The organism is Heyndrickxia acidicola (genome assembly GCF_001636425.1).
GTDB lineage: Bacteria > Bacillota > Bacilli > Bacillales > Bacillaceae_C > Bacillus_AE > Bacillus_AE acidicola.
This window is the reverse complement of record NZ_KV440953.1, coordinates 710,152-724,814: the sequence shown is the minus strand read 5'-3', so window position 1 is coordinate 724,814 and position 14,663 is coordinate 710,152. Positions and strand designations below refer to the sequence as shown.

At 38.0% G+C, this 14,663-nt stretch carries 14 protein-coding genes and 1 riboswitch; of the genes, 1 reads left to right on the top strand and 13 read right to left on the bottom strand.

Annotated elements, in window-relative coordinates:
- Positions 1-34 precede the first annotated feature (34 nt).
- The 13 genes from A5N88_RS03425 to ku all read right to left on the bottom strand — a co-directional run bounded on the left by A5N88_RS03425 (position 35) and on the right by ku (position 12,438).
- On the bottom strand, positions 35-844 hold the full coding sequence (locus A5N88_RS03425; protein WP_066263073.1) for a uroporphyrinogen-III synthase: 810 nt from the start codon (positions 842-844) through the stop codon (positions 35-37).
- Between the two features lies 1 nt (position 845).
- Complete coding sequence (locus tag A5N88_RS03420) at positions 846-1,466, bottom strand: NAD(P)-binding protein (protein ID WP_066263070.1); 621 nt, start codon at positions 1,464-1,466, stop codon at positions 846-848.
- A 17-nt stretch (positions 1,467-1,483) separates the two neighbouring features.
- Positions 1,484-2,254, bottom strand: coding sequence for a sirohydrochlorin chelatase (locus A5N88_RS03415; protein ID WP_066263068.1), 771 nt, complete (start codon positions 2,252-2,254; stop codon positions 1,484-1,486).
- A 15-nt stretch (positions 2,255-2,269) separates the two neighbouring features.
- A complete protein-coding gene (gene cobA, locus A5N88_RS03410) occupies positions 2,270-3,037 on the bottom strand; it encodes a uroporphyrinogen-III C-methyltransferase (protein ID WP_066263066.1) in 768 nt (255 codons plus the stop codon).
- A 158-nt stretch (positions 3,038-3,195) separates the two neighbouring features.
- Positions 3,196-3,789: an adenylyl-sulfate kinase gene (cysC, locus tag A5N88_RS03405; protein WP_083952997.1), complete on the bottom strand. Its 594-nt coding sequence runs from the start codon at positions 3,787-3,789 to the stop codon at positions 3,196-3,198.
- 34 nt (positions 3,790-3,823) lie between these two features.
- Positions 3,824-4,981, bottom strand: coding sequence for a sulfate adenylyltransferase (gene sat / locus A5N88_RS03400; RefSeq protein WP_066263063.1), 1,158 nt, complete (start codon positions 4,979-4,981; stop codon positions 3,824-3,826).
- Positions 4,982-6,106 (bottom strand): sulfate permease, encoded by a 1,125-nt coding sequence (gene cysP, locus A5N88_RS03395; RefSeq protein WP_232317515.1) that lies wholly within the window; start codon positions 6,104-6,106, stop codon positions 4,982-4,984.
- On the bottom strand, positions 6,057-6,794 hold the full coding sequence (locus A5N88_RS03390) for a phosphoadenylyl-sulfate reductase (RefSeq protein ID WP_066263061.1): 738 nt from the start codon (positions 6,792-6,794) through the stop codon (positions 6,057-6,059). Before A5N88_RS03390 ends, cysP begins: the two co-directional genes overlap by 50 nt.
- A 110-nt stretch (positions 6,795-6,904) precedes the next feature.
- Positions 6,905-7,006, bottom strand: a riboswitch (SAM riboswitch).
- A gap of 208 nt (positions 7,007-7,214) precedes the next feature.
- Positions 7,215-7,385, bottom strand: coding sequence for a hypothetical protein (locus tag A5N88_RS24675; RefSeq protein ID WP_157090588.1), 171 nt, complete (start codon positions 7,383-7,385; stop codon positions 7,215-7,217).
- A 162-nt stretch (positions 7,386-7,547) separates the two neighbouring features.
- Positions 7,548-9,560 (bottom strand): lipoteichoic acid synthase, encoded by a 2,013-nt coding sequence (ltaS, locus tag A5N88_RS03385; RefSeq protein ID WP_066263060.1) that lies wholly within the window; start codon positions 9,558-9,560, stop codon positions 7,548-7,550.
- 467 nt (positions 9,561-10,027) lie between these two features.
- Positions 10,028-10,228, bottom strand: coding sequence for a cold-shock protein (locus A5N88_RS03380; RefSeq protein ID WP_066263057.1), 201 nt, complete (start codon positions 10,226-10,228; stop codon positions 10,028-10,030).
- A gap of 624 nt (positions 10,229-10,852) precedes the next feature.
- On the bottom strand, positions 10,853-11,512 hold the full coding sequence (locus tag A5N88_RS03375) for a phosphatase PAP2 family protein (RefSeq protein WP_232317514.1): 660 nt from the start codon (positions 11,510-11,512) through the stop codon (positions 10,853-10,855).
- Positions 11,513-11,601: 89 nt separating this feature from the next.
- Positions 11,602-12,438: a non-homologous end joining protein Ku gene (ku, locus tag A5N88_RS03370; RefSeq protein WP_066263055.1), complete on the bottom strand. Its 837-nt coding sequence runs from the start codon at positions 12,436-12,438 to the stop codon at positions 11,602-11,604.
- A gap of 228 nt (positions 12,439-12,666) precedes the next feature.
- Between ku and A5N88_RS03365 the strand changes: the two genes are divergently transcribed.
- Positions 12,667-14,505 (top strand): DNA ligase D, encoded by a 1,839-nt coding sequence (locus A5N88_RS03365; protein WP_066263053.1) that lies wholly within the window; start codon positions 12,667-12,669, stop codon positions 14,503-14,505.
- The last annotated feature ends 158 nt before the right edge of the window (positions 14,506-14,663 follow it).

The window sequence follows — 14,663 nt, the reverse complement described above, 5'->3', positions numbered from 1 at the left end:
TCTATTTCGGACGATTTTTCAACTAAGTCATGGTTTATTCAGTACATAATGTATTATAATGCTCACTAAGCCTTACAATCATTTCTCCCATCTTTGCATTTTGTGGCTGCAGGCAGGTTTTAACACCGTTTTTCTCTACCTCGTATGCTGTGATTTTCCCGATGGCTGCGGCTACTACCCTCCCATTAAACGCTGAAGTCAGCGAAAGTGCGTGCTCTTGCTTCTGAAACAAATTTTTAACCTGCGTTTTGCTGGTAAACACTACTGCGTCCACTTTTTCCGATTTTATTTTTTCAATCAATTCATTTAGTATGCCTTGCTTTGGCTCTTCATACCAATAAGGCTTTGATAGATAAACATTAAACCCTGCATTTGCCAGTGAGCTTTCCAGAAGAAGATCATCCTGGTCAAAAAGCTGCATGAAAAGAGTCTTCCCTTGTGGATAAGATTGTTTGGCAAGCAGATAGATTAAAGATTCCATCGTTCCGTCATCGGATATTAGTTCGGGTATTAACCCAGACTCTTTAAGCCAGTTTAACGTCTTGCTCCCTCTTACCGCAATTTTAGTTTTACTCAATGCTGCAAAAAATTCATTTCTCATATCCAATTCTATTGATGCCTCTTCCAGACTTTTGGCCCCTATTCCTGTAGTAAGCACCACCCAATCGAAAGCCCCCTTGATTAAGGCAAGCACATTTTCTTTGCAAATAACCTTGTTTAATTGCCATTTTCCTTGTATGGGATATATGAGTGGAGAGCCGCCCTGTTTCGATACCAGCACGGAAATCGCTTCTGATTGGCGGTCTGCAGCAATAGCAATTTTTTTATTTAAAAGACCTTTCATCTCATGGCTCCTTTTGTAAAGTTAGTATCTTCGCAAGTATTTCCTTCTGTTTTTCAATGCTTTTATAATCGTCCTTAAGAATTTCTTTTAATAAAATTGTCTTTTCAGCAGAAGAAATAGTCGTTTTCTTCAATAATTGCCTGCACTCATATAAAAAATCAACATACACACCATATTGCTCATCAAACGTTTTTTCAACTTGATTCTTTATTTTTGCGGCAAGATAAGGGCTTGCTCCTCCTGTCGATACACTTACAGTAAGTCTTCCTCGTTGAAAAGAAGCGGGAAAATGAAAGTTTCCCCGCTCTGCACTTTCTGTATGATTTACAAAAGCTGATTTTGGTGCCGATTCCCTAACGTATTGATTAACAAAGGGATTATTCGTGGCAATAATGATGAATTGTGCATTCACTGCATCCTCGGCCTGGTACTTTTTCTTTTTCCAGTTGAAGAGTTTGCGCTGTTGCATTTCTTGAAGCTCCGGAAGCAGTTTAGGGCTTACAATCGTAATCTGTGCACCTGTGTTTGTAAAAAGCTTCAGTCTCCTTTTCGCAATCTCTCCTCCTCCGACTATAACTATTTCTTTATTTTGAAAATCCATCATGATTGGAATTGACCCCATAAATTGTCTTCCCTTTCTTATACTCCTTGGTAAAAATATTCATTTACGTTGAATTCTGCCGTTTCCATGACACGATTGATCAGTGCAGCCACAATGGCAGGATGATTACCAATTTGGCGGCATAGAATGACCTCTTTCCCATCACTATTCAACGAATCAATTTTTTTCTGCATTGACTGCATTAAAATACCAGTAAACCAAAGATAAGGTACGACAATGACAGGCGAATTAGTTTCACTTAAAAGTTTATGCAATGCTTGTTCAAAACGCGGCTCAAGTGCCGCCAAATACCCTGTATCAATAGACTGCACCTGGAGCTTTCTTTTCAGTTTATCAGCAATACTTTCAATATCTCTTCGTGTTTCGTCATTCCTGCTGCCTCGTCCAACCAACAAAATCCTTATATCTGGAGAAACCGTTGTTTGCTTTTCATGTATTCTTTCTGCCAATATATCAATCAATTGATCCTGTACACCGATTGGTTTGCCTAAGCAAAAATATATATTAGGAAAGCGCTCCTTCGCCTTTTCCAATTCATATGGTATGTCTTTGTAATAATGCCCTGCACTTAAAAGAAGGACAGGCACAACCGCTATTCTCAAAGCCCCCTGGCTTACCAGCAATTCAATTCCTTCTTCAATAGATGGCTTTGAGATTTCTATGTACACAATCTCCTGTAACGGAATATCTATTTTCTTCATTGCTAGCTGGATGCATTCCATCGCTTCCTTTGTCGCTTCCGGGACACGGCTTCCATGGCTGATATATAAAACTCCCTGTCTTTCCATGTGTGAACCCTCCCTTTAAACATGCACAACATGAGCTACTTCATTTTTTTGAACATCTTCAAACCATTTTAATTGACTTCTTAACCGGACTACTTCACCTACTATGATCATCGCTGGGTTTTTTATTCCTTCAGCCACATTGCAAATCGTTTCCAATGTGCCTGTGACAGTCATTTGATTTACAGTTGTTCCCCAATGAATTAAAGCAACAGGCGTTTCAGGACTTTTTCCATGCTTCATCAATTGGCTGCAAATAACAGGTAGGTTCTTTACGCCCATATAAATGCATAAGGTGTCTATTCCTTTAAAGCGTGACCAGTACTGATCAATATCATCCTCACTTTGTGTCATCCCCGCAATAAAGGCAACATTCGAGCTGTATTCCCTGTATGTCAGCGGAATTCCCGCATAGGCAGGAGCTGCTGCACCTGACGTAATACCTGGGATAATCTCAAATGGAATCATCCTGGCACCCAGCTCTTTTGCTTCTTCGCCGCCCCTTCCAAAAATGAAAGGATCTCCGCCTTTTAATCTTGTCACTACTTTCCCCTGAATTGCATACTTGCAGATTAATTGATTGATCTTTTCCTGAGTATAGGCATGGTGCTGAGGGCTTTTACCACAATAAATCATTTCCGCATCTTTTTTTGCGTATTCTAAAATTTCAGGATTCACTAGACGGTCATATAGTATCACATCTGAATGTTTAATTGCTTTTAACCCTTTTACTGTGATTAGTTCAGGATCACCGGGCCCTGCACCCACAAGGTATACTTTACTCATTATCCCACCTCATTTTGGAGTTCTGATTTACCACAGCTGCCATCTCCTAGCCTTTTTACTGTTCTATTATACTATGTCTTTTCTTTGAACCCATTTATTTTCTATATCAAGCTTTATACATAACGCCCTGGTAAACACTAAATTATCATGATTAAGTTTTATATCCACTTCCTTTCTAATAATAACTCAATAATCTGATCTGCACATTGCTCAGCAGTATACTGCCCGGAATGTAAAACTAACTCCGGTGAAACCGGTTCTTCATATGGTGAATCAATCCCAGTAAAAGACTGTATTTCACCTTTGCGTGCTTTTTCGTATAATCCCTTAGGATCTCTTGCTTCACATTCAGAGATTGGACATTCAACATATATCTCTAAAAATTCGTTTGTTTCAAGCGACTCCCGAACAAGATCTCTGTCTGCCTTGAATGGTGATATAAGTGCAACAAGCACAATCGTTCCGCTGTCGACAAAAAGCTTTGCAACTTCACCAGTTCTGCGGATATTCTCTTTTCTGTCGTCTTCGCTAAAGCCAAGACCTTTATTTAATCCATGTCGAAGATTATCGCCATCTAAAAGATAATTTCGAACTTGTTGATGATATAGTTTTTTATTTAATATGTTTGCAATCGTGGATTTCCCGGCACCTGAAAGGCCCGTAAACCAGATAACTCCACTTGAATGCCCTGCTTGAAGGCGATAGTTCTGTTTTGTAATTGTCATATCATGCCAAACAATATTTGCTGTCAAGTTTTATTCCTCCAATACTCCAAATTGCATCCTATTATTTTTTTAATAATTCCTCTTCATGTTTCTTAAGCCCTGAGATTAATACATCGACCACCTCTGGTCTGCTAAAGGTAGCCGGAGGCCTTTTTCCGCTTCTTAACAACTCACGCACCTTTGTACCCGAAAGAATAACATGGTGTTCACTGCTGTGAGGACATGTTTTGTGAGATGCCATCCCTCCGCATGCTTCACAATAAAAGCTGTGTTCAAAGAACAGTGGCTTAATTTCCAATTCACTTTCTTTAAAACGGCTAAAGATTTTTTGGGCATCATACGTGCCATAATAGCTTCCAACACCCGCATGGTCCCGGCCTACTATAAAATGAGTGCATCCAAAATTTTTGCGTACAAGAGCATGGAAAATGGCTTCCCGAGGGCCGGCATAGCGCATAGCTGCATTAAATACCGATAAGAATACTCTGTCTTCGGGATAATAGTTTTTAAGCAGAACCTGGTAGCTTTCCATTCGGACATCACCCGAAATGTCATCACTTTTGGTTTCGCCAACAAGAGGATTTAAAAATAGTCCATCAACAATCTCAAGTGCTGATTTTTGGATATATTCGTGAGCACGATGTACGGGATTCCTTGTTTGAAATCCTACAACCGTTTTCCATCCCTTTTCTGCAAATTTGGCCCTTGTTTCTTTGGGATCAAGAAAAAATTCATTGCTATGGTCCCTCTCAGGACGCCTTACAAGCTTCACTTCGCCGCCTGCATAATATTCATGCCTGCTGAATAGTTTTCTTACGCCTGGATGGGCTATATCTGAAGTTAAATAAACGTTGGCTGCCTCTTTTTCTTTATCCGGTTTATACACCTCATTTATTTCGATATAGCCATAGATAATTCCATCCTTTTTCAAAACAGCGGTATCACCCGGCTTTAAAGCCCTGGCTTTTCCTTCTGCAACAGGAAGGGTGACAGGAATACTCCAAGCAAGCCCTGATGCTAAGTGCATCGACTCAACTACAGCCTCGTAGTCATCCTTGTTCATAAATCCCTTTAATGGGCTGTAGGCTCCATTTGAAATTAGCTCCAAGTCACTTAAAGCCATTGAATCAAGCTCAATGTCATGCTGTGCGAATGGACTGTAGCTTTCCTCTGCAATCTGGTTAACTAATTTTCCGCCATGTGGTTTGATAAATGTCATTTATAATGCCTCCCTTTTTTTCATATCGCTTTTCAATTGCTTTGAACCGGTTTTTGCAAGGCTTGCTGTGAATAGAGTAGCCAGGATAACGGATAGGACAACAACTGTTGTATAAAAATTATGCCGTAAACAAAGCTGTATCAGAAAATATGCAGTAACCATCGATAATACTGGAGATACGACCCAGATTCTTACAATTAAAAACACAATGGGCTGCTTCCAAATCTCCTTTCCATTTTTAGCAGCACTTACTCCTGCTATAGCTGATGTGGTGACCTGTGTAATCGGAATAGGCAAACCATAGAGTGAAGCAAATGTGACCATAATGCCTGAAACACCTGAAATGGCAATTCCATTAGGGACTGATATCTTGACAATTTTTTTGGCGCTGGTTTCAATCACACGACCTCCAAGAGATAATACTCCTAAGACCATAAAGATGGCTCCTGTAAAAATCCCTGTTTTAATCGGTACAAGGCCTGCCCCAACTAAAGGACCAATCGCATTTCCGACATTATTCATTCCTGCTGCATATGCTTCAAGGCTCCCAGCCAGTATTAAAAGAATAGAACCAGCTCTTCTCCACTTTGGATTGACTTCCTTTGGGATATTTATAAACCTCCCGCCTTTTACAAGTAAGTATGTGACAAGCATTGCTGAAACAGGTACTGCAATCCAGAAAAAAACAATCGTCAATAGCTTTTCTGCGTGAAGAGATTGAAACGCCAGTCCCGCACCCACAATTGCCCCTACTGTTACTTCACTGGTTGACAGAGGGATACTTAACAGGTTTGCGATAAATAGGGTTCCAGCTGAAGAAATTAAGATGATTAAAACAACTTCCGGTGTAATAACTTTCTCCGGAATGATAGACTTGCTCAGCGTTTTTACAACCGCACCGCTGCCAAAAATCGCTCCCGCAAACAGTGCAAGAGAACATACAAGCAGAGCAATCATCTTCCGCTTAATCACCCCAGAACCATAGGATACACTCATAGAGGCTGCAGAGCCGCTTGCTCCAATGTTATAAGCAAAGAAGTAAGCCATCACGAAAGACAATATCACCACAAGCATTTTATTGTCCCTCAATAGGTGCTGTATGTAAGCCGCATTCCGTTTTGCCAATCCCAGCCCATCTTCCTTCACGGGTATTTTCACCGGAACTCACTGCACGAGTGCATGGAAAACAGCCGATACTTGGATAGCCGTTATCATGCAATTCATTGTAAGGCAAGTTGTTTTCTCGGATATATTTCCATACATCACCCCATGACCAATGAATCAAAGGACATACCTTGATAGAGTGAAAACGTTCATCCTTATTTACAAAATTCGTTTTGCCTCTGCTAACGGATTGATCTCTTCTTAGTCCCGAAATCCAAGCGGCAGCGCCCTGCAGGGTTTCTTCCAACGGTTTAATCTTACGAATGTTACAGCATTGATCAGGATCCCTAAGCCATAAAGCAGAACCATACTGCTGGGCTTGCTGATCGAGAGTCAAATGAGGTTTTTTTAACTGGATATTGAGCTCTGGGTACTTTCCTTTCACCTTTTCAATTAGGGCATAGGTTTCTGAAAAATGTACATCTGTATCCAGGAATACAATTTTGGCATCTTTCTTTACCTTTGAAATAAGATCAATCAGAACCATCCCTTCAGCACCAAAACTGCATGAATAAATAATGGATTCACCAAATTCCTTATAAGCCCAGTTTAAAACCCTTAAGGCTCCTTTTGTAGCATCTGTCGGTTCCAACTCTTGGAAGGGGTCTTCAAGAAACCTGTCATAAGTTAACGCTTGTTCATTTCTCAATGCATTTTAACCTCTCTTTCATATTTGTTTACTAGGATTTTGATAAATAAAAACGTCTTCTCACCCAACAGTAAGAAGACGTCATCCACATTTTAACAGTGATTTTCATCCGCTTATCTCTCAGGAAAACCTGTAGGAATTGGCACAGTTTTCAACAAGAATCTGTTGCCGAGGTTTCGCAGGGCCTATCCCTCCACCTCTCTAGATAAGGTATATATTTTATTCAACTTGTTGATATTTTATATCCTTCTGTCAATTCAGTCAATAATAAATTTGTATTATCTTCATTTTTGCCTAATTCAGTTAATTATACGTTTATAAGAATAAATAAATGCAGCACAATAAATTTATTTCCATGCTTACTCGTTACTAGTCCAAGTCGTTATCTACCACCAGCTTTTAACCTAAAAGACTGAACTTTTATCGTTCAGTCTTTTGCTGTGTATTGCTAGATAATGAATGGTTTGACTTTTCACCTTGATGACCAAGCCTTTCAACTTCCTCCAAATCATCCATGAAGTGCCCTTCCTGAGTTGGATTCCATAAACTGTTTAAACTTTCCTGCCTTATCTTTCGTTTGTTTTTACCCACGATGGATCCCCCCTTTCTTGTCCTATGTTTTGCTTTATGGTTTATCCTTAAACTCTCGAACCTCCCATTACCCTCTAAAATCTTGGGAAAAGGGATTCGATTTATATATTTTTATTCATGTACTAAATTCAAAAAAGCAGCTGCCAGTGCAGCTGCTTTAACTTATTTTTTTGTAGTCGAATGTGGCGAATTGTTTTTATTAGGAACTATTGTTTTTTTAGAATTTATTTGTCCTGGCACAGGATTTATCCTTTGATCAGAAGTGTAATCATAATCTTCCCGGTTTATCGGAGTGAATCCCGGCGGCGTATAAAAACGAAGCAAGTCATCGTTTACAACTTTATCAGACATATTAAGCTTTGTTTTGATAATGTTGTCATTTTTCAAACATTGATTCGGATCCACACTGGCTCCGGTCGAATTACTATAGCAAATTCCTTTTACCTGTGTATAATTCGGTGAAACATAGTCACCATTCCTAAAAGGTACAACCTGGTCATGATCTTTTGATAATAAATCGGAGCCAAAGTCGATGTAATTCTTCGTATCTATTCCAAGTAAATGTAAGATTGTAGAACGTACGTCCACTTCTCCGCCATAGGTATGTTCAATTTTTCCCTTTACTCCAGGAACATGAATGAATAATGGTACACGCTGGAGCTGTGCACTATCAAAAGGACTAATGGTTTTCTTGCCCAATACCTTTGCCAAAGCAGCATCATGGCTGTCAGATAAACCATAATGGTCACCATACATGACAATGACGGTATGGTCATACAAGCCTGATTGCTTTAAATACGTAAAGAATTGTTCCAAAGACTGATCCATATAGTTGGCAGTTTTGAAATAATTATCAACAATTGAATCACCTGTATTGGCAGAAGGGAAAGATGATTTATCCCTTAATTCAAACGGAAAATGATTCGAAAGTGTAATGAATTTTGTATAGAATGGCTGAGGGAAGTTTTTTAAATAAGGCATAGCCTCTTTGAAGAATGGCTTATCTTCCATGCCATAATTAATCGTATTTTTTGTGCTCATATCAAAGTAGCTTGCATCAAAGAAACGGTCGTATCCAAGCGATTTGTACATTTCATCCCGATTCCAGAATGTTTTATAATTCCCATGAAATACAGCAGAGGAATATCCCTTTGTATTGAGTATGGCAGGAGTCGCCTGGTACGTATTCATCGCTTTCAAAGTGAAAACAGCACCGTTTGATAATGGAAACAAGCCATTTTCCATCATGAATTCAGCATCAGATGTTTTACCCTGTCCGGTCTGATGGAAAAAGTTATCAAAATAAAATGTATTTGGGTCATGAGTCAATTTATTTAAAAAAGGAGTTACCTCTTGTCCCCCTATTTTTTGGTTTATCACAAAGTTTTGAAAGGATTCCATTGATACAAAAATCACATTCATTCCTTTTGCTTTTCCGAACAATTTGGGATTTGGATCGGTCTTATTTGCTTTCAAATAATTTTGCACATCTACAATATCGCTGCTGTCCGCAAAAGCCCTTTGAGCGGACGTCATTGTCGTCTGAGCAGCATCATAAATTGTATAGTTGTACAGCCCTAGATACTTTACAATGTAGTTACGGTCAAACGTTCTTGATAAAAGCTCTGGACGATTAATTTCGGCAATGCCTAAATTAACGATAAAAATAGAAATAGCTGCAGCAAAAACTCCAGTAATCATACGACGATTCAGTTTCCCAGTATAATTTTCAACTTTTTTAAATATCAATAAAACCAAAAGGATAATGGTATCTAAAAAGTATAATATGTCGTATGGTTTCATTAATGCTACTGCACTGCCGCCAACATCTCCATAGTTCTTGGATTGTGCAAGAACCGGCAATGTAATAAAATCGTTAAAAAAACGATAATAACATACATTTGCGTAAAGAATAATGGATAAAAATAAATTAATGACTATAATAGCAACCGTACGCTTTCTCCCTTTAAATAGAAGCGCAATCCCCAGAAAGAATAATGCCGAGCTGATTGGATTTACGAATAAGAGAAAAGTCTGTACAATATCCGTAATGCCAAGATTAAATTCTGCCAAATAGACGGCATAGGTCTTTAGCCAAAACAGTATAACTGCTAAAAAGAAGAACGACAGCTTCTTATTTAGCAAACTTTGAATCTTAAAAAAAATGTCTTTCATAGTACTGCCTCCTATTCGTCATAAAAGACGCTAAGGTTTCAAGTTGTTCGCTTCTAGTTATAAATAAATTCGAAGATCTGATACATACTGAACCATTTTAATACTTTACGGTGAAAAATCAAGTTTCACACGAAAGACTCAGGTTGTCAACCCGTCCTTGCATAATATGTATATTCCTGCCTGCTATGTATCTCCTCAAGATAACTCCAAGCGACTATCCTTATCTCCCCGAACAGGTTTTAGCTTTAAACCATTATATCCATAAAACAGAAGAAATATAATTTTATGTTTCCACATATCCTAATTATAATACGATTAAATACGATTAAGAAAAAAATATAAATCGGACAGTCCAGAAATGTTTACCAGTTAGAGAACCTATTTAATATTACCATAGATCCATTAAAACTTGTTTAAATTATGCACAAAAAAGCTGCCTTTTTAAAGGGCAGCTTTACATCAAATAATTAAAGTTTTACTACATTGTCCGCTTGAGGTCCGCGTTGGCCTTCAACAATATTAAATTCCACGCGTTGGCCTTCTTCAAGTGTTTTGTACCCTTCTCCAGTAATGGAGCTATAGTGTACAAACACATCATTTCCACCTTCGACTTCAATAAAGCCAAAGCCTTTTTCGCTGTTAAACCATTTAACTGTACCTTGAGTCATGAATAGACAACCTCCAAAAATTTTTTAATATGGAACTAATATCTACTGAGTAAATAAAAATTCACATATTATAGAGAGCATCCACATAGGAGTAGAGACTCTTTATAATATGTGAACGATTCCTCCTTTTCCTGTCACTCAGGAAGAAATAAATATAGTAGATTGCATAACTCATTTTTTCATTTATCAAGTTATTGCAAACGCTTTATATTGCTTTATCTGTATTTTAATTAAATTAAGGAAAAAAATCAAGGTTTTTGACTAATATTGTCTACACAATTATGACAAGAATGAAAATAGTTAAATAAATACAGGAACAGTAAAAAACAGGGCTGTGTTAAATTTAATGTTGTTAACTGCTCGTTTTTTAGCTCATTCGTGTGAAACGGTCGTTTCACACGCCTTTCAACATAGCTGGAGGGTTCCTTTCTTTACTGTAAAATGAACTAAAAAGCAATAGTGTCCATTAACAATCCCAACAAGAAAAAAGATGAGCCAAGTATAAACTGACTCTTCCTTTGATCATCAATCATTCTCTAATTCCTCTCTCGAGGATATTAATCGAATGACTTAAAGATATGAAAAATTAACGCAAGACTAACCGGCCTATCCTAAAAAAAATTTTCATCTATGGTTCTGCCTTTTTTCAAAAAAGATGAAAGCGACAATTGATATGATAACCCAAACGGCACCTGCAGAATAACCCCCAACAACATCACTTGGGTAATGAACCCCTAAATAAATTCTGCTTATTCCAATACAAATTATAAGTAGGAGAGCTATTACTGCTCCTAAGATTTTTGCCCAGAGATGTTTGTACAGCTTAAACAGGATAAAAGCCAGGCTACCGTATAATATCATCGAACCCATGGAATGCCCGCTTGGAAAGCTGTAGCCCTGCTCTTGAATGACACGATGTATATCTGGTCTGGCACGCTTAAAAATATATTTCAAGACCTGATTAAATAATCCGGCACCTATAGCAACCGTAAGCGCTAAATAAATACTGAGAAGCTTGTGGCGCATAATAAATAAAAGGATAACCATCAGCAATGTAATAATAGCAACCCATTTTGTAGAGCCCAAAAACGTAATCCACAGCATCACTGTTGTAATTGGAGCCGATATGTATCCCTGTACATAGCCAATGATTACATTATCAAAATGATGAATTTGGCTTGAATTAAAATTATCGGCAATATCAAAAAATCCCCACGTACAAATAATAATGATGATTAAAAGCAGTATTGAGTACCATAAAGAACGTTTTTCCAATTTTTCCATCCCTCCCCTCTCTTTATGCTAACACAGAAAAAGAAAAAGACAATTCCAAAAGAAATGTCTTTCTTACATTCAAATTATAAGGTTTGCCTTTACTGTGCCTTTTTAGCTGCAGTAGATCTTTTTCTTTTAGCTGGGGGTTTTTTGTCTTGTACCGGTTTGGTGCGGTCAATCGAAGCCTGAAGCGCGGCCATAAGATCCGTAACATTCACTGTGCGGTCTTTCGCTTTAGGAGTAACTAGTTCTTTTCCTGTGCGCTTTGATTCGATAAGATTCATTAATTGAGTACGGTAGTCATCTGTATACTTTTCGGGTTTAAAATCCGTGGTGAGTTGGTCTATCAACATGATGGCCGTATCAATTTCTTTCTGAGTCACTTCATTTTCAAGCGGGACATTCGGAACATCCGCTGCCTTTCGAACTTCGTCAGGATAATGGATGGTTTCCATAACAAGTGTGTTCTCAAAAACACGAAGGACTGCCAGCTGTTCCTTTGAACGCATAACGATTTTAGCAAGGCCGACCTTGTTTGACTCCAATAAGGCTTTTCTAAGTAAACCGTATGCTTTTAAGCCGCCCTCATTAGGAGACATATAGTAGCTCCGATTAAAGTAAATCGGATCTATTTCTTCCATTTTAATGAAATCTATGATTTCTACTGCTTTTTCCTCTGATGCTTTTTTAAGCTCTTCAAGTTCGGAATCCTCAAGTATGACGAATTTCCCTTTAGCTATCTCATACCCCTTTACAATCTCATCCATAGCCAGTTCCTTTTCGCAAATTGGACATATCTTTTCATATTTAATTGGGGTATGACATTCCTTGTGAAGCGAACGCAGCTTTATATCCTTGTCTTCAGTTGCTGCATGGAGCTTTATTGGTATGTTGACTAAACCAAAGCTTATACTGCCTTTCCATATTGTATGCATTTCAATCACCCTTTCTTACTATTCATGTTTCGAATAAAGATGGACTTTCATGCAATTAAAGTTATGGAAAATTAACAGCAGGATTGGCCATAATAAAATAGAGAATGTGTTTGAAAAACACTATTCCAACCAATAGCTTTTACTGAAGCCTTCAAAAAGGATCTAGAGTTAACCCTCTTCGGTAAAGCTGTTCATCATTGCAAAGGGCAAAGTGTGGTGGATATTCAGATGAAGCCTATGCTTCCTACATTAAAATCAGCAATCCCACCTAATAAAGAGTGGGCATATGAAGTAAAGTATGACGGATTTAGAGCCTTGCTTGAATGGAAACAGAATTCGCTTCACCTATGGAGCCGTAATGAAAAGGACTTATTGCCGCAATTTCCCGAAATTGAATCCTTTTTACTTTCTATTAGAGAGAAAATTGGTCCGTATCTTCCTTTAACATTAGACGGTGAGCTTGTTCTGCTTGAAAATCCTTTGAAAGCTAATTTTGGCCAGCTGCAAATAAGAGGGCGAATGAAATCCGCTTCCCGTATTAAAGAGGCTTCAGCTGCAAGGCCATGCCGCTATCTGGTCTTCGATCTTTTGGAAAAAACTGGACAAGATGTAAGAAACCAGCCCTATATAAAAAGGAAAAAAGACTTGCATCAGCTTTTTCAATCCGCGGGACTGCCTTTGTCACCGAAAATAGGAACAAATGAGCTTCTTCAATATATCCCCTTCAGCCGAGAATGCTCAAAGCTATGGAGAAATATTGAAGACTTTGAAAGTGAAGGTATCGTAGCAAAACAAGTTCAAAGCAAATGGGAAACCGGGAGAAGGACAGAAAGCTGGTTAAAAACAAAAAACTGGAAAAAGGCTTTTTGCTTTATTACCGCTTTTGATTCTGAAAATGGTTATTATGATGTAGGTGTGTACAGAGGGGACAGTATCTTTTCTATAGGACTTTTTCTTTTTAGTATTCAGGCAGAACAAAAGCAGGCATTAACGAAGGTAATTAAAGACAACTCTTATCGTACCGATAAAAACAAGCTCTATATTAAGCCATCTATCTGTGTAGAAATCGATTATTTAGAATGGTACGAAGATAAGATGCGAGAGGCACATTTCCATTCCTTCCGGTTTGATCTTTCTCCAGAAGACTGTACATATGTGCAATTTCTGTTAAATCAGGCAGATATACCAACAGAAATAGATATTACTCATCCGAATAAGCCATTATGGGAACGCCCCCCTATAGAGAAGCTGGATTTTATTTTGTATATGCGCAAGGTTTTTCCATTCATGCATTCATTTTTAGAAAATCGCACCTTGACCGTCATTCGTTTTCCCCATGGTACATTTGGCGATCCTTTTTATCAAAAAAATTGTCCTGAATATGCACCTGATTATGTACAGACAGTACGAAAAGATAATATAGATTATATCGTTTGTAATGATTTAAATACCTATATATGGCTGGCGAATCAATTGGCTGTAGAGTTTCACATCCCCTTTCACACCATTACCAGCAAGAGCCAGTATGCCAGTGAAATTGTGTTCGATTTAGATCCTCCTTCACGGCAGGAATTTTATTTAGCTATAGAGGCCTCATTGATAATGAAGGAAGTTTTTGATCAGTTAAATTTAATAAGCTTTATAAAAACATCAGGAAATAAAGGGCTTCAAGTCTATATTCCTCTGCCGGAAGAAACATTTACATGGGAAGAGACAAGATTATTTACTGAATTTGTCGCTGACTATTTGATTACAAAGGAGCCTGATAAATTTACGGTTGAAAGGTTAAAAAAGAATCGGGAAGGCAGATTATATATAGACATTGTTCAGCATGCCGAAGGAAAAACAATTATTGCCCCCTACTCGATGAGAGGAAATGATGAAGCGTTAATTGCCACACCTTTATTTTGGGAGGAAGTAACGGAAAGCTTACATCCAGAGAAATTTACTATATCGGTTGTTAAAGATCGGTTAAACGTTATGGGTTGTCCTTTTGCTTTTTATTTTGACTCCAAAAATATTCAGCCATTTGCACCCGTTTTATCGTTTTTAATGAAAGAATTTTAATTAATGATGTTACTTGATCATGGCTGTTTTTGGATGAAGAGCTGCTTTTCGTATCGTTAATAAATCAATATAGACAGATATCTTTGCATCTTTTCGTCCCTTATTTAAAAATTGCCTGAAAGCAATAATCTTTACGATAAAAACGTAATAAAGAACCG